At 44.7% G+C, this 22,645-nt stretch carries 18 protein-coding genes; 10 read left to right on the top strand and 8 right to left on the bottom strand.

Going from position 1 to position 22,645, the window contains the following annotated elements; all coding sequences use genetic code 11:
* Nucleotides 1–82: 82 nt before the first annotated feature.
* The 4 genes from ahpF to AAGA51_RS09920 form a co-directional block, all read right to left on the bottom strand.
* Nucleotides 83–1,651 (bottom strand): alkyl hydroperoxide reductase subunit F, encoded by a 1,569-nt coding sequence (gene ahpF, locus AAGA51_RS09935; protein ID WP_042481702.1) that lies wholly within the window; start codon nt 1,649–1,651, stop codon nt 83–85.
* Nucleotides 1,652–1,849: 198 nt separating this feature from the next.
* Nucleotides 1,850–2,407, bottom strand: a complete 558-nt coding sequence (ahpC, locus tag AAGA51_RS09930) for an alkyl hydroperoxide reductase subunit C (RefSeq protein WP_042481706.1) — start codon at nt 2,405–2,407, stop codon at nt 1,850–1,852.
* 223 nt (nt 2,408–2,630) lie between these two features.
* Nucleotides 2,631–4,142 (bottom strand): glycerol kinase GlpK, encoded by a 1,512-nt coding sequence (gene glpK, locus AAGA51_RS09925; protein WP_042481709.1) that lies wholly within the window; start codon nt 4,140–4,142, stop codon nt 2,631–2,633.
* 45 nt (nt 4,143–4,187) lie between these two features.
* Nucleotides 4,188–5,048: an MIP/aquaporin family protein gene (locus AAGA51_RS09920; protein ID WP_042481712.1), complete on the bottom strand. Its 861-nt coding sequence runs from the start codon at nt 5,046–5,048 to the stop codon at nt 4,188–4,190.
* A gap of 327 nt (nt 5,049–5,375) precedes the next feature.
* Between AAGA51_RS09920 and AAGA51_RS09915 the strand changes: the two genes are divergently transcribed.
* The 6 genes from AAGA51_RS09915 (at nt 5,376) to AAGA51_RS09890 (ending at nt 12,882) form a co-directional block, all read left to right on the top strand.
* A complete protein-coding gene (locus AAGA51_RS09915) occupies nt 5,376–6,137 on the top strand; it encodes a DeoR/GlpR family transcriptional regulator (protein ID WP_042481714.1) in 762 nt (253 codons plus the stop codon).
* 218 nt (nt 6,138–6,355) lie between these two features.
* On the top strand, nt 6,356–8,026 hold the full coding sequence (gene glpA / locus AAGA51_RS09910) for an anaerobic glycerol-3-phosphate dehydrogenase subunit A (protein ID WP_042481716.1): 1,671 nt from the start codon (nt 6,356–6,358) through the stop codon (nt 8,024–8,026).
* Nucleotides 8,023–9,363, top strand: coding sequence for a glycerol-3-phosphate dehydrogenase subunit GlpB (gene glpB, locus AAGA51_RS09905; protein WP_042481718.1), 1,341 nt, complete (start codon nt 8,023–8,025; stop codon nt 9,361–9,363). Before glpA ends, glpB begins: the two co-directional genes overlap by 4 nt.
* Nucleotides 9,360–10,571: an anaerobic glycerol-3-phosphate dehydrogenase subunit GlpC gene (glpC, locus tag AAGA51_RS09900; RefSeq protein ID WP_042481719.1), complete on the top strand. Its 1,212-nt coding sequence runs from the start codon at nt 9,360–9,362 to the stop codon at nt 10,569–10,571. The genes glpB and glpC overlap by 4 nt, the downstream gene beginning before the upstream one ends.
* Before the next feature lie 199 nt (nt 10,572–10,770).
* Nucleotides 10,771–11,949 (top strand): sugar transporter, encoded by a 1,179-nt coding sequence (locus AAGA51_RS09895; RefSeq protein WP_255209358.1) that lies wholly within the window; start codon nt 10,771–10,773, stop codon nt 11,947–11,949.
* A gap of 474 nt (nt 11,950–12,423) precedes the next feature.
* A complete protein-coding gene (locus AAGA51_RS09890) occupies nt 12,424–12,882 on the top strand; it encodes a CatB-related O-acetyltransferase (protein ID WP_303621180.1) in 459 nt (152 codons plus the stop codon).
* Between the two features lie 46 nt (nt 12,883–12,928).
* On the opposite strand, the gene AAGA51_RS09885 is transcribed toward AAGA51_RS09890, so the two are convergent.
* From AAGA51_RS09885 to AAGA51_RS09870, 4 genes are all read right to left on the bottom strand, one after another.
* On the bottom strand, nt 12,929–13,951 hold the full coding sequence (locus AAGA51_RS09885; RefSeq protein WP_042481724.1) for a LacI family DNA-binding transcriptional regulator: 1,023 nt from the start codon (nt 13,949–13,951) through the stop codon (nt 12,929–12,931).
* A gap of 117 nt (nt 13,952–14,068) precedes the next feature.
* A complete protein-coding gene (locus tag AAGA51_RS09880; RefSeq protein WP_042481727.1) occupies nt 14,069–15,505 on the bottom strand; it encodes a 6-phospho-beta-glucosidase in 1,437 nt (478 codons plus the stop codon).
* 250 nt (nt 15,506–15,755) lie between these two features.
* Nucleotides 15,756–16,451: a pirin family protein gene (locus AAGA51_RS09875; protein WP_042481729.1), complete on the bottom strand. Its 696-nt coding sequence runs from the start codon at nt 16,449–16,451 to the stop codon at nt 15,756–15,758.
* A 180-nt stretch (nt 16,452–16,631) separates the two neighbouring features.
* On the bottom strand, nt 16,632–17,234 hold the full coding sequence (locus AAGA51_RS09870) for a TetR/AcrR family transcriptional regulator (protein ID WP_042481732.1): 603 nt from the start codon (nt 17,232–17,234) through the stop codon (nt 16,632–16,634).
* A 106-nt stretch (nt 17,235–17,340) separates the two neighbouring features.
* Between AAGA51_RS09870 and AAGA51_RS09865 the strand changes: the two genes are divergently transcribed.
* From AAGA51_RS09865 to AAGA51_RS09850, 4 genes are all read left to right on the top strand, one after another.
* Complete coding sequence (locus AAGA51_RS09865) at nt 17,341–18,807, top strand: efflux transporter outer membrane subunit (protein ID WP_042481736.1); 1,467 nt, start codon at nt 17,341–17,343, stop codon at nt 18,805–18,807.
* A gap of 20 nt (nt 18,808–18,827) precedes the next feature.
* Entirely contained in the window at nt 18,828–20,024 is a 1,197-nt protein-coding gene (locus AAGA51_RS09860; RefSeq protein ID WP_042481739.1) for an HlyD family secretion protein, read from the top strand.
* 8 nt (nt 20,025–20,032) lie between these two features.
* Entirely contained in the window at nt 20,033–21,568 is a 1,536-nt protein-coding gene (vceB, locus tag AAGA51_RS09855; protein WP_042481741.1) for a multidrug efflux MFS transporter permease subunit VceB, read from the top strand.
* A 158-nt stretch (nt 21,569–21,726) separates the two neighbouring features.
* Entirely contained in the window at nt 21,727–22,632 is a 906-nt protein-coding gene (locus AAGA51_RS09850; RefSeq protein WP_042481744.1) for an AraC family transcriptional regulator, read from the top strand.
* Nucleotides 22,633–22,645: the final 13 nt, after the last annotated feature.

The raw sequence follows: 22,645 nt of genomic DNA, 5'->3' as shown, positions 1-22,645 counted from the left end.
TTCTCCGTTGCTGTTAAAACCTAAAAAAAGGGCTCTACCGAAGTAGAGCCTTTTGTCGTTAATAGGAGATAAAATGTATGATTTAAGCTTGTTTGCGAATCAGGTAATCAAACGCACCTAGACTCGCTTTTGCACCTTCGCCCATAGCAATAATGATTTGCTTGTAAGGTACAGTGGTTGCGTCACCAGCAGCAAAGACACCTTCCATGCTAGTTTCGCCGCGGCTGCCTACTTCGATTTCACCACGAGCAGACAACTCGACATCAGAATCCTTTAACCATTCAGTGTTTGGTACAAGGCCGATTTGGACAAAGATACCTGACAGTTCAATCTCTTTGATTTCGTCTGTATTGCGATCTTTGTATTTCAAACTTGTTACGCGTTTACCGTCACCGATTACCTCGGTAGTTTGCGCCATTGTGATGATTTCAACGTTTGGCAGAGAGTTTGCTTTGTTGATCAACACTTGGTCAGCGCGTAGCGTGTCAGCGAACTCAAGAACCGTCACATGTTCAACGATACCTGCTAGGTCAATTGCCGCTTCGATACCTGAGTTACCACCACCAATTACCGCTGTTTTCTTGCCTTTGAATAGTGGGCCGTCACAGTGTGGGCAGTAAGCAACGCCTTTGTTACGGTATTCTTGTTCACCAGGAACGTTCATTTCTCTCCAGCGTGCGCCCGGACTTAAGATGACACTTTTACTCTTCAGCGTTGCACCGCTTTCAAGGCTGACGTGGATGTAACCATCTTCTGTGTATTGAGCGCCCATCAGCTTGTCGGCTTGTTGCTCAGTGATGATGTCTACACCGTACTCTTTTAGGTGTTCGCCTAAATCATGCGCCAGTTTTGGACCTTCAGTATGTTTAACCGAAATAAAGTTTTCGATTGCCATTGTATCCATTACTTGACCGCCCAAGCGCTTAGCTACAACACCTGTACGGATGCCTTTACGAGCAGCGTATACCGCAGCTGCACTACCACCAGGGCCACCGCCGATCACAAGAACATCGTATGGTTCTTTTTCGTTTAGACTTGCTGCTGCTTTGTCTGCCGCGCCGTCATCAATTTTGTTAAGGATTTCAGTCAGAGACATACGGCCTTGACCGAACAGTTCGCCATTTACGAATACGCTTGGTACCGCCATGATGTCGCGAGATTTCACTTCATCTTGGAATAGAGCACCGTCGATCATCGTAGTACGAATGTCTGGGTTAATCGCCGACATCATGTTGAACGCTTGAACAACGTCTGGACAGTTTTGGCAAGATAGAGAAATGAAGATTTCTACATCGAGCTTTTTGTCCAATTTAGCAATTTGTTCAATCGTTTCTGCCTCTAGCTTAATTGGATGGCCACCTGAGTGAAGTAATGCCAATACAAGAGAAGTAAACTCGTGTCCCATTGGAAGACCAGCAAAACGTAGCTGAGTACCTTTCTTAGGGTTTGTCACTGTCATTACTGGACGGCGAGAGCTTGCTGCATCATCGCGAGTCACAGTCACTAAATCGCTTAGCTCTGCAATTTCGTTCGCTAGTGATTGGATATCATTAGATGCCTTGCTTTCATCTAGGCTGACCACTAACTGAACTTCTTCTTTAAGGTTGCTAAGATATTGTTTTAATTGTTGTTTAATCGCCTGATCTAACATTTTTTGTTATACCTATTCGTAATTCTATTAAAGAGAGCGGTCACTCTGGATAAATTCAATTCTTTGTTTTGCTGAGGGGGAGAGCCAGTCAAGCTCGTAGGTCGTTAGGTACATTGCCTGACCAGCTCTCTAATTCAGCTACCTTCCAATATGAAGCCGCCAAACGGCTTCAAATGGATTAGGTCTTAAGCTTTATGCTTAGATTTTGCCTACTAGGTCTAGAGAAGGAGCTAGCGTTTCTTCGCCTTCTTTCCATTTAGCTGGACATACTTCACCTGGGTGAGAAGCAACGTATTGTGCAGCTTTGATCTTACGTAGTAGGTCTTCTGCGTCACGACCGATGCCTTCAGCTGTAATTTCAACTGCTTGGATAACACCTTGTGGGTCGATAACGAAAGTAGCGCGGTCTGCTAGACCTTGACCTTCACGCATTACACCGAAGTTGTTAGTGATGTTGCCAGTTTGGTCGCCTACCATGTAGTAGTTGATTTTGCCGATTGTGTCTGAGCTATCGTGCCATGCTTTGTGAGTGAAGTGAGTGTCAGTCGATACTGAGAACACTTCTACGCCACGAGATTGAAGCTCTTCGTAGTGGTCAGCTAGGTCACCTAGCTCAGTTGGACATACGAATGTGAAGTCAGCTGGGTAGAAGAAGAATACAGCCCATTTGCCTAGTACGTCTTTCTCAGAAATGTCTACGAATTTGCCGTCTTTGAATGCCGTTGCGTTAAATGGTTTGATAGTAGTGTTAATCATGTTTTTACCTTCCTAAGAGTTTTTTGGTTTGGCAATTTCTGTCTCTTGCCTTCGAGATGTATATTCACATGAAGAGATGTTTAAGAAAAATTGCTTGTTCTTATTGAATTGATTGGTAAAAACTATTGGTAGGTATTGAAGACTTTGTTCGGTGAAACAAAAAGGGACGCTAAGCGTCCCTTTATACTTTTTGATCTAGCGCCAACCTGACGTTGTAAGAGTGTTATTCGTCAGCAAAGTGAGAAACAGCCAATACGCCTCTAACTGCTCGTTTCCAGCCGTTGTAACGTTGAGCTCGTTTGGCTTCATCTTGCGCTGGTTCAAAGACTCGGTCGATTTCAGCTTTATCAGCAACTTCATCCAAAGAGCCCCAGTAACCGACAGCAAGGCCAGCTAGGTATGCTGCTCCGAGAGCGGTCACTTCTGTAACTTTAGGACGTTGCACATCTGTGTTCAGAATGTCTGATTGGAACTGCATTAGGAAGTTATTCGCTACCGCGCCACCATCAACACGCAGTGTGGCCAGTTTGATACCCGAATCCGCTTGCATTGCATCAATTACGTCACGGCTTTGATAGGCAATACTTTCCAATGTTGCGCGAATAATGTGGTTGATACCTGTGCCGCGACTCATACCTACGATAGTACCGCGAGCATATGCATCCCAGTATGGAGCGCCAAGCCCTGTAAAGGCTGGAACCACATAAACACCATTTGAAGAATCCACTTTAGTTGCAAAATATTCAGAATCTTTTGCATCAGTGATGAGTTTCATTTCATCACGAAGCCATTGAATAGCAGCGCCGCCAATAAAGACTGAACCTTCTAACGCGTAAGAGACTTTACCTTCTGGGTCACAAGCTAGCGTTGTTAACAAGCCATTTTTCGACGTCACTTTCTCTTTACCAGTGTTCATTAACAAGAAACAGCCGGTACCATAGGTGTTCTTAGCTTGACCCGGTTTAACACACATTTGACCAAATAGCGCAGCTTGTTGGTCGCCTGCAATGCCTGCGATTGGAATACGAGTACCGCCTTTACCACCGATGTTAGTTTCGCCATAGACTTCAGAGGATGCTCTTACTTCTGGCATCATTGATAGCGGAATATCCAGTTCTTTAAGGATTTTTTCATCCCATTGAAGGGTATTGATGTTAAATAGCAGGGTACGAGAAGCATTGGTATAGTCAGTGACATGGACACGACCTTGAGTCATTTTCCACACCAGCCAAGTATCAACCGTACCAAACAGCAGTTTGCCTTCCTGAGCAAGTTCGCGTGCGCCAGCAACGTTCTCAAGCACCCATTTCACTTTTGTGCCTGAGAAATATGGATCTAGCAGCAAACCTGTGTTTTCGCGTACATACTCTTCAAAGCCGTCAATTTTCTTCAGCTCTGCACATATATCAGCTGTTCGGCGGCATTGCCACACAATCGCATTGTAAACAGGCTCACCCGTTTCTTTGTTCCAAACAATGGTGGTTTCACGTTGGTTAGTAATACCAATCGCAGCTACTTGGTCTGAGCGAATGCCTTTTTGGCCTAGAGCTTCAACCAGTGTGGAGCTTTGTGTCGCGTAAATTTCGAGAGGGTCGTGTTCCACCCAACCTGATTCAGGGTAGATTTGAGTAAACTCGCGTTGTGCAACACTCACGATGTTTGCGTCATGATCGAGCACTACTGCTCGTGAGCTCGTCGTGCCTTGGTCAAGAGCAACAATATATTTATTATTCATAGGTAGGGATCCTTTTCACTTTATTGGATTTATTCTTTTTATTGCTCAAACCTGAGCTTTTGAGTCATCTGCGATTTCACACTCTTCGCACTGATTTGGAATGGTACAGCCTGTGCCCACAGTCGGTACGTACGCACCGATAAATTTAGGATAAGCCCAACCACCAAAACAAGCGCCAGCAACGGTTGCAACTATTGGAATGATAAAGTAGGGAATATCTTTCGCGCCACTTAATGCGTAATCCCACCCTGCTAGGTATGCAAATAATTTTGGTCCAAAGTCACGAGCAGGATTCATCGCAAAACCAGTCAGTGGACCTAACGAACCACCAATAGTGGCAACCACGATACCGATTAGAAGTGGGTTTAGCGCTCCGCGTGCTGCACCATTATTTTCATCACCTAAAGCCAAAATTGCGAACATCAGTACTGCTGTAATGGCAAATTCTACAGCAAATGCACCAGAAAAAGATAAAGCAGCGTTAGGGTATGTTGAAAAAATGCCAGCGGTAGCAAGTGCTTCAGGTGTATTACGAGCAATACCGTTTGTCACTTCCCATGCGGTAAATAAATTGCTGTAAAGACCATAAACAAGAGCAGCAGCACAAAATGCTCCGGCAACTTGAGAAGCGATGTAAGGAATAACTTTAGATTTTTCGAAGCCATGAAAAGCGGCAAGCGCTATGGTCACGGCGGGATTAATGTGTGCGCCTGAGACACCAGCAGTGCAGTAGACAGCAATGGCAACTGCAAGGCCCCAAACGATAGAGATTTCCCATTGCCCAAACTGAGCATTGGTCAATACGAGTGCGGCTACACATCCGACACCAAAAAATATGAGCAAACCCGTACCTATGAACTCGGCAATACACTCACCAATGAGAGTATGTTGTTTTTTATTAGCCATAATTTATTTCCTTGGACGTTGATTTGGCATTATCCCATACAGATAATGTGGGCATTATGTTAATCAAAAGGATTCGCATGAAACTATATGGCGCTCTCAAAATGAGCAAACGAACAATTAAATGTTCATTTTATGTTCGCAAATGTTAAGCAATGCACAGTTTTGTATCAAATTAGTTCAATAAGGCGAAGTGTCGATAACGATCAATGTTAGGCAGAACAGCTAAGATTAAGTGACTTATTCAACAGTGTATTTATCTATATATTTCAAATATGAACATGAAGAAGTACACTGCTAGTTATTGGAAACAGTCAATCAGGATCTACTTTGAAAGCCATTAAACGTCATCAAGAAATCATCGAGCTAGTCAAGGCTCAGGGATATGTCAGCACCGAAGATCTTGTTGAGCGATTCAATGTTAGCCCTCAAACCATTCGAAGAGATCTCAATGAGCTTGCCGACCTAAACCAAATCAAACGAAACCATGGTGGCGCGACCATAGTCACCAGTTCCGAAAACTCTTCTTACCAAACGCGCAAAGTCTCTCATCAAGAAGAAAAACAACGTATTGCATTGAAGCTGGCTCAACATATTCCAGATGGCGCAACTTTGTTTATCGATATTGGTACCACGCCAGAAGCAGTAGCAAGAGCGTTGCTGCAAAACCATCAGAACCTACGCATTGTGACCAACAATATTAATGTTGCATCATTACTGATGACCAAGCCTGATTTCAAAGTGATACTGGCTGGTGGTGAAGTTCGCAATCGAGATGGCGGTGTGACTGGCGAGGCGACCATGGATTTTATTTCTCAGTTTCGTCTCGACTTCGGCATTCTGGGCATCAGTGGCATTGATTTCGATGGTTCACTCTTAGACTTTGATTATCATGAAGTTAGAGTTAAAAAAGCCATTATCGAGAATAGCCGCAGTGTCTATTTAGGCGTTGACCATACTAAGTTTGGGCGTAATGCCATGGTAAAACTGGGTGGAATCGAAGAGGTTGATCTGGTAATTACCGATCAAATGCCGCCAGAGAGCATCTGTGCCATTATCCGCGAGCATGAGATTCAGCTCGATATTGTTTGATAATGTTCGTTTTAAAAACCAGTCATCGTTTTGACTGGTTTTTTTAGGTCTTTTTTATGTCATTCATATGAAATTCACTCTCTTTTTTATCATTTATCCCCATTCATTAGCTAAAATAAACATAATTTGTGCTCGAACGAACATTTTTAGTTAAATTTTCGCACATTTGATCTTTTTGATGTCACACTAAAAACGCGTTAATTAAGGGTGGGGCGACAATGAATTCTACAGTTCGATTTGAAACCGACGTTGTCATCATTGGTGGTGGTGCGACAGGTACAGGGATTATGCGTGATTGTGCTCTGAGGGGCATAAAGTGCATTTTGCTAGAAAAAGACGATTTGGCGTCAGGTACCACAGGGCGAAATCACGGTTTATTACACTCTGGTGCGCGTTATGCCGTCACCGATCAACATTCCGCAAAAGAATGTATCCAAGAAAACCGCATACTGAAGAAAATCGCTCGACACTGTATTGAAGACACAGGCGGTTTGTTCATCACTTTGCCTGAAGATGATTTGGGCTTTCAAAAGACCTTTATCGAGCAATGCAAAGCCGCTGATATCGATGTGGAAACTCTTTCGCCAAAAGATGCTCTTCGTTTAGAACCGAATACTAACCCTGAATTGATTGGTGCCGTCAAAGTGCCAGATGGCACGCTCGACCCATTTCGCCTTTGTTCGTCTAACGTACTTGATGCAAAAGAGCACGGCGCACGTTTGTTTAACCATTCACGCGTCGTTTCTCTGATCCGTGAAGGCGACACCGTACTGGGCGTGAAATGTGTCAATACCCAAACCAACCAACCTTTTGAAGTGATTGCCCAGCAAGTGATTAACGCGGCGGGTATTTGGGGGCAGGGTATCTGTGAATACGCAGAGCTGGATATCAAAATGTTCCCTGCAAAAGGCTCGTTGCTGATCCTTGATTATCGAATCAATAATCTGGTGATAAACCGCTGTCGTAAACCATCGGATGCAGACATTTTAGTGCCGGGCGATACCATCTCTTTGATAGGCACTACCTCAGAGCATATCGATTACGACATGATAGACGACCTGCATGTGACTGCCGCAGAAGTGGATTTGCTACTGGAAGAAGGTATCAAGTTAGCGCCGATCATGAAAAATACCCGAGTGCTAAGAGCTTATGCAGGCGTTAGGCCTTTGGTTTCACTCAGTGGCGACAGTTCTGGCAGAAACATTAGTCGCGGAATTGTCCTGCTCGACCATCAGGAACGCGATGGTCTTAAAGGTCTCACGACAATTACTGGCGGCAAGTTAATGACTTACCGTTTGATGGCGGAACAGGCAACGGATCTTGTTGCTCGTAAGCTTGGCAATACTGCGCCTTGTATTACTCATACCAAGCCGTTGCCTGGGTCTGTCGAATCTCCTAAAGCGCTTCGCAAAAGTGCCAGTATCGCTAAGCCAGTTTATGAATCAGCCATCTACCGTCATGGGGAAAGGGCAGAAGCTTTTCTCTCTGAACAACCTCGCAGTCAGGCGATTGTGTGTGAATGTGAAATGGTCACCGCAGGTGAAATTGAGTACGCAATTAAAAAACTGGACGTAAAAAACCTCGTGGATTTACGTCGACGCACTCGGTTGGGAATGGGGCCGTGTCAGGGAGAGCTGTGTGCTTTTCGTGCTGCGAGTTTGTTCCAAGAATATGGCGATATAGATGGCCATGAATCAGCACTGCTGCTCAAAGAGTTTTTGGAAGAGCGCTGGAAGGGAATTAAACCGATATTTTGGGGTGATGCCTTACGAGAGGCTGAGTTTAGCTACTGGATCTATGAAGGGTTGTTTGGCTGTGGAGACATTGAGCCAGCGAGTATCGACAAACCTACCATTACACCGTCAACGCAGGAGCAAGAACAGCAATGATGAATTACGATGTCATAGTGATTGGTAGTGGAATTGCAGGCTATTCGGCTGCCATTAAATGTTTAGAACACGGGTTAAAAACGGCGGTGGTGAGCAGCGGGCAGAGTGCTTTACATTTTTCATCCGGTTCTATCGATTTGCTTTCACATTCCCCGTTAACGCATAAGTTAATAGATGATCCTTGGGCTGAAATTGACGCTTTACCAACTGCGCTTCCACAGCACCCTTATGCGAAAGTCGGCGGTAAAAATGTTCGTTCAGCCATGAACTGGTATCAACAAATGCTTGCGGCAAATGGACTTGCCATGAGCACTTTGCCTTCGTCGCACAACCATTTTCGAATTACCACCCTAGGTACCTTGAAATCGACTTGGCTCTCTCAACCTTATGTTGAAAAAATAGAACAGAATTTTTCAAATCTGGCGCAGTTTAAACGTATTGTGATGATTGCTGTTGATGGCTTCAGAGATTTTCAGCCACATATTGCACTAGGCAATTTGCAGCAACACCCAGCGTTTAAAGATATAACCATCAAAACCGCCAAAGTCAGTTTAACGGCGTTTGGGCAACTGAATCGTAACCCGTACGATCTCAGGTCGATAGATATTTCGAGGATCTTAAGAGACGAAGCTCAGTTCACCGAGTTTGCCAACCAATTGCTGAAAGTTGCCACACCTGAAGATTTACTGATGATGCCGTCGATTATGGGTAATGGCGATGGTCTAGAGCTGATGCATAAACTCAGCCGTTATACGGGGCTCCATTTGCATGAAGTACCAACCATGCCGCCTTCATTGCTCGGTATTCGTATTGAGGATGTCATGATGCACACCTTCATCAAAAAAGGCGGTGTGCTGCACAAAGGTGATGAAGTGCTTGGCGGTCAGTTTGAGGATCAAGGCGGCAGTATGAATTTGGCGTCTATCCAAACCAAAAAAATGGGTGATATGAACCTGACGGCGAAACACTACATACTTGCTTCCGGTAGCTTCTTCAGTAAGGGTTTGATAGCGAACCAGAACTCAATCAAAGAGCCAATCTTTAATTTGGATACGGAAGTGACGGGTGAAAGACATGAGTGGCATCAGCATGATTTCTTCAGCTCCAAACCGCATCCATTCTTGTCCTTTGGCGTTGTGACTGACAAGAACTTTACCCCGTTTATCCAAGGGCAAAAGGTGAATAACTTGCATTGTATTGGTGCGATTTTAAGTGGCTACAATCCTATTACCCACGGCTGTGGCGGAGGTGTGGCAGTCAGCACCGCTTATTGGGTTGTCGAGCGAATTGTCGCAGGATTACGAAGCGAATTACTAATGAAGGAGGTGAGTGCATGACAGTGGCAAGCAGAGATACCACCTTTGACCAATGCATTAAATGCACCGTTTGTACTGTGTACTGTCCGGTAGCAAAGGCGAACCCAGATTTTCCGGGACCAAAACAATGCGGACCAGACGGTGAGCGACTACGCATCAAAAGCCCAGAGTTTTATGATGACATGTTGAAACACTGCACCAACTGCAAACGCTGTGAAACGGCGTGCCCGTCAGGTGTACGTATTGGCGATATTATTGCGGTAGCAAGAGGCAAGTTTGGCAAGCGCCCGATGAATCCTAAGTTAGTGCGTGATTTTGTCTTGAGCCATACCGATCTGTTCGGCTCAATCGCCACTCCATTTGCACCACTCGTGAATGCGGCAACGCAACTGCCTTTGGTGAAGAAGATCATGCACAAGACGATAGGTGTGCATGAACATAAATCTTTGCCTAAGTATTCGCATGGCACGTTTAGAAATTGGTTTAAGAAAAACGTCACCGAACAGTCAATTTACCCGAGAGCGGTTAGCTATTACCACGGCTGCTATGTCAACTATAACCATCCTCAACTGGGGAAAGACTTTATCCGAGTGATGAACGCCATGAACATAGGTGTGCGTTTACTGGAAAAAGAAAAATGCTGTGGCGTAGCGATGATAGCGAACGGCTTTCACGATAAAGCGAGAAAGAACGCAGAGTTTAATATTGAGCATGTCGGCAAAGCCATCGAACAAGACAGTATTGCCGTATTGTCCACCTCATCAACCTGTTCTTTCACCTTGCAGGAGGAATATCCTCACGTGCTCGGCGTTGAAAACGAAAATGTAGTGAACAAGATCCACTATGTGAGCCGCTTTTTGTTGAAAGAGTTTATGAGTGGCAACTTGCCAAAAATGAAACCGCTCAATAAGAAAATTGTTTATCACACGCCTTGTCACCTTGAAAGGAGTGGGGGTGCCGTTTTTACCATTGAAGTCCTGAAGATGATTCCAGGTTTAGAAGTGGTTGTACTTGATAGTGAATGTTGTGGCCTTGCAGGTACTTATGGTTTTAAAGAGGAAAACTACGAAGTCTCTATGAAGATAGGGGATGACCTGTTTAGCAAGATTAGACGTTCAAACGCTGATTACGCCATTACAGATTGCGAAACCTGTAAGTGGCAAATTGAGGAAAACACTCAGCTAGAGTGTATTCATCCAGTGAGTTTGATCGCGGAAGCGCTGCTTTAAACAAAGCCAGCCTTCGAAAATTGAAAAAATAGCCGTGGAAAAGAGGAAGTAGATATCGAGGATTTTGCCTGTTAATAAAACATAAAATCCTCTCGCTACTATTAAAAAAGTTGTATAAACATATTGCTTTAATTGTGAATTAAATCACAATATGCGCACATTTTTTCATCTTCTTTTACACGGTTATATGACGCAAACCATGTCCGCAACCAATGACAATTCTCGTCGTTCACAATACTTACGCGTTTTTGCTTTAGGTTTCAGCGGCTTCATTTTTAACACCACTGAATTTGTGCCAGTTGGGCTGCTTTCTGATATCGCGAATGATTTCTCGATATCGACGGCTTCTGTCGGCTGGATGCTGACTATCTATGCTTGGATAGTCGCATTGATGTCATTACCAATGATGATGCTCACCAGTCGAATTGAGCGTAAAAAATTACTGCTCGCGTTGTTTACGCTGTTTATTGTCAGCCACGGTCTATCGGTGTTTGCCTGGAACTTTGAAGTTCTGATGGCCAGCCGCGTTGGTATTGCATTTGCTCATGCGGTGTTCTGGTCCATCACTGCCTCTATCGCAATACGAGTTGCTCCTCCGGGTAAGAAGACCTTTGCTCTCAGTATTTTGGCAACGGGAACCTCACTTGCGATGGTATTAGGGGTTCCACTCGGTCGAATCATAGGTCAATGGCTTGGTTGGCGCGTCACCTTTGGTGTTATCGGTATAACCGCTTTAGTCATAATGTTCAGCCTTTATCGCTTATTGCCGGTAATGCCGAGCTTGTTTACCGGTTCCATGAAGAAGCTGCCAGAGCTATTGAAAAATCCAGCCTTGATGGGTTTATACCTATTTATCTTCATGATTTTTACCGCGCATTACTCGGCTTACAGTTATATCGAACCTTTCCTTAAGACGATTGGGCTGCTCTCTGAAAACTTTACCACCTTCCTTCTGCTGCTATTTGGTTCTGCGGGAATTATAGGTAGTGTGATTTTTGGCAATTTAGGCGAACGTCCGAATACACCGATATTGGTCGGCTGTACGGCGACAGTGATGGTTTGTACCGCGATGTTATATTTTGCAGTACCGCACTTGTGGTCTATCAGTATTTTGCTGGTGGTTTGGAGTGCAGCATTGATGATTGTCTGTCTGGTTATGCAGGTAAAAGTGCTTAACATCGACGCCAACGCGTCGGATATGATCATGTCTATGTTCTCGGGCATCATTAACTTAGGTATCGGCGCAGGTGCACTAATCGGCGGTAAAGTGATTCTTTATATGTCTCTTGAAGGCATCGGATACGTGAGTGCGATTTTCGCCTTGCTATCACTGCTCTGGATTTTGTTCCTGATGAAGCGATATACCGCAATTCGATAGTTTTTTGATTTGAAAAACCGGCTAGTTCACCTCTAGTCGGTGTCCCTCTTGTTTAGAATTAAAATGCTGCTAACTAGTCAAAATTCTTCAATTCTGACATGCAGTTATGTGGAAAATTATGAACATAGCGTAGGATAAAACGGATTGAGGGATGTGAAAGGTAAGTTGTAAATAATTGATTGATATAATTTTATTAATCATTAATGGCATTTACTAATCGCAATGAGCAATCGAAAAATCTTCATATCACCGATATTGAGAAGCAAGTTAAAAAAATCGCATATTATCTTGCCTAAAAAGAGCTTTTTCTCCGCGTTTAATCTGTCTTCCGACACGATTAAAATTGAACCTTACTCTAGGTTCTGCAGTGGAAGAAACTTATGCAGTATGGGGTCGTTCTCATATTCGAACTCAGCTCTTGATCTGCATGCGACAGTAGGCAGGTACACGAGCATTGCTTCGAATGTCAGACTTATGTCTATTGGACATCCTCTGGATCGATTCACTACATCCAATATTAGTTATTGTCATCCTAGATATTTAAAGCACTCAACTTATAGGTTTTCACCATTTGAGGAACCTGAAGGGATCACTATAGGTAATGATGTTTGGATCGGTAATGACGTCTTGTTTAAAAAAGGTCTGACTATAGGTAATGGAGCAGTGGTCGCCGCGAACTCTGTTGTAACTAAAGACGTTCCACCTTATGCCGTCGTTGGTGGCGTTCCAGCAAAAATATTGAAGTATAGGTTTTCTGAAAGTATCAGACAGAAACTTCTCGAACTCGAATGGTGGAAATATGATTTTAGAGATTTCATCGGACAGAAAAATCTAGAAGTCGATTTAGATATAACAGCGTTTGTTCCGGTTCTAGAGGAGATGATTAAAGGCAATGAAATAAAGCCATACAAACCTCTACCTATCTGTATTTAAAGGGATTGAGAGTTCTGCGGCTTTGCTTTTTCCAAGTAATGGAATTTCACTCGTCTATGATGCAACCCGCAATAGCTTGCGTGGATTCACGCGCGACCAATTCACCATCGTAGGCTTGATGGCTGGTAAGGTTGCCTTGCTTATTCGCCAGCGCTAAGGCAAGGGCTGTGGCATCTTGGGTCAATCGGATAATCGGCAGTGATACCGTTGAAAGGCTTGGAATTGCATAGGCGGCAGCCGGTTCGTTGTCGATACCAATCACAGACACATCTTGCGGAACTCTTACACCGTGGTCGTGCAGAGCACGGATTGCACCAATCGCCATATCATCGTTACAAGCAAAAATAGCAGTGAATTTTTCGCCAGTTTGCAGCAGGATTTGCGCGCCTTTATAACCACCTTCTAAGGTGTTATCGCCTTCCACAATCCAGTTTTTCTTCTCTGATATACCTGCCACACTAAGCTGGTTTTTGTACGCTTCTAAACGTAACCGACCGGTTTCGCTATTAATCGGAGAAGTAATACAGGCGATGTTTTTATGACCTAACTGGATGAGGTGCTCCATCGCTAATGTGGCTAATTGAGTTTGCTTTAAACCAAAGCTCGATAGAGATTCCGCTTTGAGTTGGCGGTTTAATATAACTAGTGGCTGGGCGATTTTTTGTTGCAGTTCAACCAGTTCAGATTCGGACAGATGACGACTATAAAGCAGAATGGCATCACAGCGTTGGTTAGCAATGGTTTCTACCGATTCGCGTTCACCTTCTGCGCTGTTCTTGCTGCGAATAACCAACAGCTTTTTGCCTGCCTGAAGGGCTGCTTGCCCAGCATGATGGAGGACGCTGCCAAAATAGCTGCTTCTAAATTCAGGAAGAACGAGGCCGATAGAATTGGAAGTATTGGTTGCCAAAGCCTGTGCAAGTGTATTGGGTTGATATCCCAACTCTTTCATTACAGAAAGAACCGCATTTCTGGTCACTTCTTTGACCTGAGGGCTGTTGTTCAGTACTCGTGACACCGTCGCTTTTGAGACGCCAGCGGCTTTGCACACATCATTTATGGTTGCCATACATTTCCTTATCTATCCGACCCGACATACCTAAACATGGTAGGCATGCCGAGAGGGAGACAAGTTTAGCCAATTTCAATTGAATTTTGAAAGGCTTATTTACCGGATGTGTGGAGGCTAGATAACTTCGCCGTTGGTTTCGATAACTTTCTTGTACCAGTGGAAGCTTTTCTTCTTCGAACGTGCCATTGTGCCGCTGCCATCATCGTGTTTATCTACGTAGATAAATCCATAACGTTTTCTGTATTCACCTGTGGTAAATGACACGCAGTCAATACAGCCCCAAGGCGTGTAGCCCATCACATCAACACCGTCATAGCTGATCGCTTGTTTCACTGCTTTTATGTGTGAACCAAGGTAGTCAATACGGTAGTCATCGTTGATTGAACCGTCTTGTTCTAACTGGTCTATGGCACCAAGACCATTTTCAACAATGAAGATTGGCTTTTGGTAACGTTCGTAAAGCTCAGACAGCGCGTAGCGAAGACCGTCTGGGTCAATTTGCCATTCCCAGTCAGACGCTGGTAGATATGGATTTAGGCGGCTACCTTCGAATAGCGAAGGCGTGTTGGTCGCTTCGTCTATTTTTACTGAAACGATGTTGGTCATGTAGTAGCTGATCGCTAGATAATCTGCACAACCTTCACGCAGAATTACATCGTCACCTGGCTGCATGTCGACAGTAATCCCTTTACGTTCCCATTCTTTGAGTAGGTAACTTGGGTAGTAACCACGCACCTGCACATCACTGAATTGGTATTTCTCACGCATCATTTCCTGAGCTAGCAGCATATCTTCAGGTCGGCATGAAGCAGGGTAGAGTGGCATCATATGGATCATGCTGCCAATTTTGAAATCAGGGTTGATAGCATGACCTTGTTTAACCACGAGTGCACTCGCAAGGAACTGGTGGTGAAGCACTTGATACAGCATTTGTTCAGGATTTTCGTAATCGCTGTAAATCATCCCAGAATTACAGTAACCCCAGATAGGCAGTTTCCAGTTACGTTGGTTATTGATTTCGTTAAAGGTGATCCAGTATTTCACTTTGTTTTTGTAGCGTTCCATCACGGTTAAGCTGAACTTTACAAAGAAATCCATTACCTGACGGTTCTTCCAACTGCCGTACTCTTTTACTAAATGGTTCGGCATTTCGAAGTGAGAAAGGGTGATGACAGGTTCAATGCCGTATTTCAACAATTCATCAAAAAGATCATCGTAATACTGAAGCCCCGCTTCGTTTGGTGTCTCTTCATCACCGTTTGGGAAGATACGTGTCCAAGCGATCGATGTGCGGAAACATTTAAAGCCCATTTCTGCGAACAGAGCCACGTCACCTTTGAAGTGACCGTAAAAATCAACCGCTTCGTGGTTTGGGTAAAATTTATCGGCTTCAACAGTTTCGGTGATGACGCGAGGTACACCATGTGCACCTTTGGTGAGAACGTCAACCACGCTATGGCCTTTGCCATCTTTGTTCCAAGCGCCTTCAACCTGATGCGCTGCCACTGCTCCGCCCCAGAGAAAATCCTTCGGAAAACCTTGTTGTGACATAGTGATACCTTCTCAAATAAAGTGAATGAGCCTAAATAGAATAGGTGATTTATAGGCATTCTAATCCAGAAAAAGCCAAAATGAAACCGGTTACAATGTGAGTTCTCGTCAATCTAGTATTTAGAATCCACCCAGACAGAGAGCACTGACTGATAAAAAATTGAGAAAAACAAAAAAGCCACGAGTGAAATGCTCGTGGCGAAAAGGGAAGGAACGAATGAAAAACGCTCTGGTTACGAGAGCATTGTGTTTATGGAAGGTCAAACACTAACGCTGTAGCGCGTACATCGCTGTTGTTATAGAAGCTTAAATATTGCTCAGCAACGATTTTTGCGCCGTCTCCCGGTGTCAGTTGAGTATCATTAACGAACAGGTCGCTATTGATCTGATGAACATAAACGCGGCGGCCTTTCTCCACTTCATAGCTAACCTCAGTATGAGGTTCCAGAATGAGTTGGTGCAGCTTCGCATCCTGTTTGATCTGCAAAGTACCGTTTTCACCGGTTGGTGTTGCGATAGTCGTTAAGCCTGCTTCCTGACCAAAATCTTTCTGCTGATAACCCGGTTTTCCGCCATAGCTATTTGGCTGAATCCAGATCTGTAAAAACTTCAATGTTTCAGTGCCGGAAGCATTGAATTCACTGTGCGAAATACCACGGCCAGCAGACATTAATTGAAACTCACCAGCAGGAAGTTTTTCGATGTTACCTTCGCTGTCTTTGTGCGCGATGGTGCCTTCTAAAACGTAGCTGATGATTTCCATGTCGCGGTGGCTATGAGTTTCAAAGCCTGCACTTGGGGCAACGGTGTCATCATTAATCACACGAAGCTCAGAAAAGCCCATGTGTTTAGGATCAAAGTAGCTCCCAAAAGAAAATGTGTGCTTGCTGTCTAACCAGCCAAAATTCGCGCGGCCGCGTTGTGATGCTTTTCTAATTTCAATCATATTGTTCTCCTCACTTGGCTCGCTCTCAAATGAACAACAGGGTCATTAGCAGGAATACCAATCTATGAAAGAGATCTTAGAGTTTTAAGCGCTACGATTACAGCCGTTGAATTCGTTGCCCTTATTCGAAAATTTAGAATGAGGGCAACGTGACGGTTTGAGTAGGAAAGAGTGCAAGCGTTATGACTTGCCGTACAGCTTCATGAATGCATTGACGGCTTGTTCCACTGTTGCTTCGATTTGTTTTTGACTGGGTTTTTCAATTGCGGCAAACGCATATTGTTCAACATATTCTGCCGACAACAACGCTTTAAACTGCATAGCCGCAACCCAAGCATTGCATTGGCTTAACTCGCCTTTCGAAATCTGTTGTTCGATATAGTCACTCAAGTGTTTCCAGCCTTTTTTAGGGCCATTGTTGTAAAAATGACGGCCTATATCTGAGCGATCGGCTTCGGTTACCGCCATGCGATAAATAGAGATAGCGTCAGGGGTTAAAATCGAGTCCAGAAAATTGTAACCAAATTCCAAAAGCGACGTTCGAACATCACGATTTATATCCAAAGAAAGGAAGGAATTCGAAATTTGCTCTGTCGCTGAAGATTGCATAACCGCCGCGAAAATTTCTTCTTTCGAACTGAAATAGTTGTAAAGAGTGGCTTTAGAACCTCCCAACTGTTTCGCTAGTTGAGACATAGAAGTACCGCTAACGCCTTGTTGTGAAAAGCATTCCTTAGCAATGTCTATGATGGCCTGTCGTTTTTCGTCGCTTTTTACTCGCATGGTTTCTTAATAGCCCCAGTGAAAATTGTGGATAAGTTTCGCTTGACGGAATCTTTCTGTCAAGAGTATAACTGTACCGTACGGTTTAGTTATAAGGTTGTCTAATGTGAAAAAATCTATGCAAAGGAACATAAACACAAATAAGAATGTTCCTTTTTTTGCCTTAACTCTGATCAGCGCAGCGCTTTTGGCGGGCTGCTCAGTCTCGAAAAATGAAAACTTGCCTGAAATTTCGCAAGCCAGCGACTATGCGTTTCAGCAAAGTCTGACTGCGGATAAAAATATGGCGTGGCCAACTCAGGATTGGTGGTATCGCTATCAAGATCCTCAGTTAAACCAACTTATCAATGACGCTTTTAAAGGTGCGCCAAGTTTAAAAATGGCTGAAGCCAGACTGAAAAATGCACAGGGCATTGCACAGCAAGCAGGCGCAAGCCGCTCGGTGAATGTGGGATTAGCTGCTAGTGCTTCTGAAACAAAAGTGAGCTACCGATATCAGACAGCAACGCCACCTCACGGTTGGAATGACTACGGAACATTGACCCTCAACTTCCAGTACGATTTTGATTTTTGGGGTAAGAATCGTGCCTCGGTTGCGGCGGCAACTTCTGAACTCGCTGCGGCTGAAGCAGAAGCTGTTTCTGCACGTTTGATGTTGGCAACTGCGATATCAAACGCCTATGCAGAGCTATCTCGTTTGTATGCGAACAAGCATACGGTAGAAACCGCGCTCGATATTCGCCATAAAACTTTAGAGCTATTGACTAAGCGTTATGAAAACGGCTTGGAAACACTGGGTTCTGTCAATCAAGCAAAAGCAATTGCTGCGAACGTTGAAGCTGAGATGTTGGGTATCAACGAATCTATCGCGTTGCAGAAAAATGCGCTTGCAGCGCTGGTTGGGCAAGGTCCGGACAAAGCTTTGACCATTTCTGAACCAAGCATTCAGCTGGATGCTCGCTACGGTTTACCGCAAGAAGCAGGTGTTGGTTTGCTTGGGCATCGAGCAGACATTACAGCCGCTCGCTGGCGAGCAGAGGCAGCAGCACAACGAGTCGGTATTGCGGAAGCGATGTACTACCCAGATCTCAGTATTTCGGCATTTATTGGTTATCAGGCTTTTGGTCTCAATGATTTATTTGAGAGCGGAAATGATGCCGGCAGCATAGGTCCAGCGCTGTATTTGCCGTTGTTTACGGGTGGTCGTCTTGATGGACAACTCACCTCAGCGGAAGCGCGATATGAAGAAGCCGTAAGTGGCTATAACGCAACTCTTACTCAGGCTCTTCATGAAGTGGCTGACGTTGTGACCAGCACTCAAGCACTTGATGCTCGTATTGCGAAAACGCAAGAAGCGGTGGATGCGGCAGAACAAGCATTGAAGATTGCTTCTAATCGCTATCAGGGTGGTTTGGCAACTTACCTAGATGTGCTTGTTGCTGAAGAGTCGCTACTCAATAACCAACGAGCGTTGGTGAACTTACAGTCACGCGCATTCAGTCTTGATCTTGCTCTTATTCACGCTTTAGGCGGCGGTTTTAAAGACGATAGCCTTCAAACCACAGAGTCTTAATTTTTAAAAGGTTTCTATTCATGAGTTCAAATCCATCACAAAACGACGCAGCAGAATTCGATGCGTCTGGTGCAAACAAATCACGTAAAAAAGGGTTCTTAGCGTTAGCTGCGGCGATCGTTATTGCAGGGGGCAGCTATGGTGCTTACTGGTATTTAGTGGGTTCGCGTTATATTTCTACCGATAATGCATACACCGCAGCTGAAATAGCCGAAGTGACTCCTGCCATTGGTGGCATTATTGCCAGCGTGAATGTAGTGGATACACAGTACGTCAACAAAGGTGAAGTACTGGTACAAATCGAAGATACAGACGCACAAATTGCAGTAGACCAAGCGCAAGCAAACTTGGCTTTAGCAGAGCGCCGAGTACGTAGTTATCTGGCGAATGACGAAGGTCTTAATGCTCAGGTTGCTGCGCAAAAATCCAATGAAGCACGCGCCAAGGCTCAGTTAAACGCAGCGAAAGCTGACTTTGAACGAGCGAAAATTGATTTAACGCGTCGCGAAGACTTGGTTCGTTCAGGCTCTGTGTCTGGTGAAGAGCTATCAAATGCAAGAACGGCATTTGAGCAATCTCAGGCAAATTTAAACGCAGCTAAAGCGTTTTTAGCGCAGGCTCAAGCTAATCGCTTATCCACCATTGGTGCGCAAAAAGCAAATGCAGCAATGACTGACAACACAACCGTTGAAAACAACCCAGAAGTGTTGGCGGCAAAAGCGCGTCTGCATCAGGCACAAATCAATCTAGAACGTACAGTTATTCGTGCTCCTATCAGCGGCATTGTGGCAAAACGTCAAGTTCAGGTTGGTCGTCAAGTGCAAATGGGTACGCCTTTAATGACAGTCGTTCCGGTGCAGAATATTTATGTGGATGCCAACTTTAAAGAAGTTGAATTAAGTGAAGTGAAAATTGGCTTACCAGTCTCAATTACCGCTGATCTTTACGGTGATGAGGTCACTTATCATGGTGTGGTTGCGGGTGTTTCTGGTGGAACGGGTTCAGCGTTTTCAATGATTCCAGCGCAAAACGCAACAGGTAACTGGATTAAAGTGGTTCAACGTCTTCCCGTTCGTATTGAACTCGATCCGGAAGATTTGCAGGCTCACCCGCTGCAAGTTGGTTTATCAATGCAAGTGACGATTGATACCAAAGCGGATGTGAACAAGCAAACCATCGCTCAATACCGTGCATCTAAGCTCTCTGAACAAGGTTAAGGTGAATCATGAGTCATTCATTAGACAATGACATCAAACCTTTGACTGGTGGAGCGCTGTTCATCGGCGCTCTGTGTCTGGCAATGGCGAACTTTCTTGCCATTCTGGATACCACCATTGCGAATGTCTCTGTTTCAAGTATTGCGGGCAGTTTAGGCACTTCAACCAGTCAAGGCACGTATGTGATTACCTCTTATGCGGTGGCGGAGGCGATTTCAGTTCCTTTGACCGGATGGCTATCAAGACGTTTTGGTTCAATTCGCGTATTTGTAACCTGTTTCGCTCTGTTTGGTGTGTTCTCAGTGTTTTGTGGGTTGGCAACCAGTATGACGATGCTGGTCACTTTCCGTGTATTTTTGGGTTTAGTCGGTGGCCCGCTGATGCCTTTGTCGCAAACGTTAATGATGCGGATCTTCCCCAAAAATAAGAGCCATGCTGCGATCGGCATATGGAGTATGACCACACTTGTTGCACCAATCATGGGGCCGATTTTGGGCGGTGTCTTGTGTGATCAATTTAGCTGGCCTTACATCTTCTTTGTCAAAACTCCTTTCGCTATTGTTGCCGCAATACTTTGCTGGAAATTGCTCAAGCAGTTTGAAACCAAAACAGTACGTTCGAAAATCGACAAAGTGGGTTTGGCACTGTTGGTGGTATGGGTAGCCGCTCTGCAAATTATGCTGGATGAAGGTAAAGACCACGATTGGTTTGAATCAAGCCGTATTGTCATTTTGGCGGTCATCGCTGCGATCGGTTTTGTCGCCTTCTTAATTTGGGAACTGACAGAGCGTGACCCTGTCGTTGACCTGAAGGTGTTCCGCCATCGAGGATACAGTATGAGTATGCTGACGCTATCTCTCGCTTTTGGCGCGTTCTTCAGTATCTCGGTTATTACACCCTTGTGGCTACAAATCTATATGGGGTATACCGCAACCATATCCGGTTACGCCACCGCAACTATGGGTGTTCTGGCAGTATTCCTTGCGCCAATTATTGCGAACTTGTCGTCTAAGTTTGACCCAAGACCGTTCGTGTTTGCCGGGGTAATGTGGTTAGGGCTTTGGACCTTCTTACGCAGCTTCGGCAGCTTAGATATGACTTTTGAGCAAGTCAGTTATCCCATGTTCCTGCAAGGTATTGGTATGCCGTTGTTCTTTGTTCCGCTGACGGCGATTGCTCTGGGATGTGTAAAACCCAGTGAGATGGAATCGGCTGCTGGTTTAATGAACTTCATTCGTACATTGTCAGGTGCATTTGCGACGTCGATGATCAATACCTCATGGGAACGCCAGACTCGGTATGTCCATGCGGAGCTGGCAGGTTTAACCGACAGAGCAGGTGTGGCGACTCAAGCGATGCAAAGTTCAGGCATGGGAATAGGGCAGGTTCGTTCTTCGATGGACTGGCTACTGCAAAAGCAAAGTGTCATGGTGGCAACCAATCAGTTGTTTATGGTCATCGCTGTTATTTTTGCTGTCGCAGCATGCATTATCTGGTTTGCCCCTAAACCAAAGCACGCGGTTGATCCAAGCGCTGCACATTAATACTTAAAGATTTGACCTTTAATCCACGGGCTAAAGCGAAGAGATGGAACTCTTTTTTGCTGACGCCCTTTTTTATAATCATTAAATGATAATTATTATCATTAGTGATATTTTTGTGCGACAATAGCGCCACTCTGTTTTCTCATTTGTAGCAAGTCATGAATCGTTCCAGCGCCTCTTTTCAACGTGTTTGCAAACTGCTTAACTACATTCACTCCAATATGGAGCGAGCATTCAGTCTGGAAGAGTTAGCGCAGCAAAGTTGTTGGTCTCGCTGGCAGTTGCAACGAGTGTTTCAAAGTGAAACGGGATTATCCGTTGCTCACTATGTTCGAGAAATTAAGCTGAGTGCAGCCGCAGAATCGTTATTAGCTGGTTCTGAACGCGTTATAGATATCGCGATTGGGCTTGGTTTCAATTCAGAAATGAGTTTTAGCCGTGCATTTAAACAGCATTTTGGTGTAAGTCCTCGTTCATATCGAAAACAAGGTAAGCGATATGGGTTGAGAAAACCTTTGTTGACGCCAATCTCCCTGCCAACGGAAAACCTGCTAGAAACAGAAACTGCACTACAGCTGATTGAAGTGAGAGTCGAAACAACCAGCGACTTTGATTGCTATGGTGTGATGGGGGAGATTCGCGGCCTATTCTCGCCGGAACCCAACTTTTCGCAGCAAGTTCCTAAGCTTTGGGCTCGTTTATACGAGAGCTTTCCTGATGTTAAACAATATCCCCTCACCGGTGTGGTTGACGTTACCGGAGCAAGCTCCAATGGTCATCGCCTTCGTTATTTAGCGGGTGTGACTGAAAGGCTGCCTAGTTCAGAGATCCTTATCGAGAAATTAATAATACCCACTCAAACTTACGCTGTGATTAAACACAAAGGCCCGATTTCGGGCCTCGCTCAAACCTTGGAGTGGTTTATTTTTCATTGGTTACCTCAGTCTGATTATCGAGGTGAAGACGGATTTGAACTTGAACGTTACCCACAAGGTTATGACTGCCAAGACCATGATGCAGAGATGGAATACTGGTTGCCTGTTTCGCCAGTAACTGGTTTATGAGCGACAAAATCTC

This window comes from Vibrio diazotrophicus (assembly GCF_038452265.1).
Lineage (GTDB): Bacteria > Pseudomonadota > Gammaproteobacteria > Enterobacterales > Vibrionaceae > Vibrio > Vibrio diazotrophicus.
The sequence above is the reverse complement of the archived record's forward strand: the minus strand, read 5'-3'. Positions and strand labels throughout refer to the sequence as shown.

What these genes read in the sequence shown, in the direction of transcription:
- AAGA51_RS09860 (WP_042481739.1), top strand. Translation starts at nt 18,828, where the DNA reads ATGAGTTCAAATCCATCACAAAACGACGCAGCAGAATTCGATGCGTCT.
- AAGA51_RS09885 (WP_042481724.1), bottom strand. Translation starts at nt 13,951, where the DNA reads ATGGCAACCATAAATGATGTGTGCAAAGCCGCTGGCGTCTCAAAAGCG.
- AAGA51_RS09890 (WP_303621180.1), top strand. Translation starts at nt 12,424, where the DNA reads ATGTCTATTGGACATCCTCTGGATCGATTCACTACATCCAATATTAGT.
- AAGA51_RS09875 (WP_042481729.1), bottom strand. Translation starts at nt 16,451, where the DNA reads ATGATTGAAATTAGAAAAGCATCACAACGCGGCCGCGCGAATTTTGGC.
- AAGA51_RS09920 (WP_042481712.1), bottom strand. Translation starts at nt 5,048, where the DNA reads ATGGCTAATAAAAAACAACATACTCTCATTGGTGAGTGTATTGCCGAG.
- glpB (WP_042481718.1), top strand. Translation starts at nt 8,023, where the DNA reads ATGATGAATTACGATGTCATAGTGATTGGTAGTGGAATTGCAGGCTAT.
- AAGA51_RS09895 (WP_255209358.1), top strand. Translation starts at nt 10,771, where the DNA reads ATGTCCGCAACCAATGACAATTCTCGTCGTTCACAATACTTACGCGTT.
- AAGA51_RS09850 (WP_042481744.1), top strand. Translation starts at nt 21,727, where the DNA reads ATGAATCGTTCCAGCGCCTCTTTTCAACGTGTTTGCAAACTGCTTAAC.
- AAGA51_RS09880 (WP_042481727.1), bottom strand. Translation starts at nt 15,505, where the DNA reads ATGTCACAACAAGGTTTTCCGAAGGATTTTCTCTGGGGCGGAGCAGTG.
- glpA (WP_042481716.1), top strand. Translation starts at nt 6,356, where the DNA reads ATGAATTCTACAGTTCGATTTGAAACCGACGTTGTCATCATTGGTGGT.
- vceB (WP_042481741.1), top strand. Translation starts at nt 20,033, where the DNA reads ATGAGTCATTCATTAGACAATGACATCAAACCTTTGACTGGTGGAGCG.
- glpK (WP_042481709.1), bottom strand. Translation starts at nt 4,142, where the DNA reads ATGAATAATAAATATATTGTTGCTCTTGACCAAGGCACGACGAGCTCA.
- ahpF (WP_042481702.1), bottom strand. Translation starts at nt 1,651, where the DNA reads ATGTTAGATCAGGCGATTAAACAACAATTAAAACAATATCTTAGCAAC.
- ahpC (WP_042481706.1), bottom strand. Translation starts at nt 2,407, where the DNA reads ATGATTAACACTACTATCAAACCATTTAACGCAACGGCATTCAAAGAC.
- AAGA51_RS09870 (WP_042481732.1), bottom strand. Translation starts at nt 17,234, where the DNA reads ATGCGAGTAAAAAGCGACGAAAAACGACAGGCCATCATAGACATTGCT.
- glpC (WP_042481719.1), top strand. Translation starts at nt 9,360, where the DNA reads ATGACAGTGGCAAGCAGAGATACCACCTTTGACCAATGCATTAAATGC.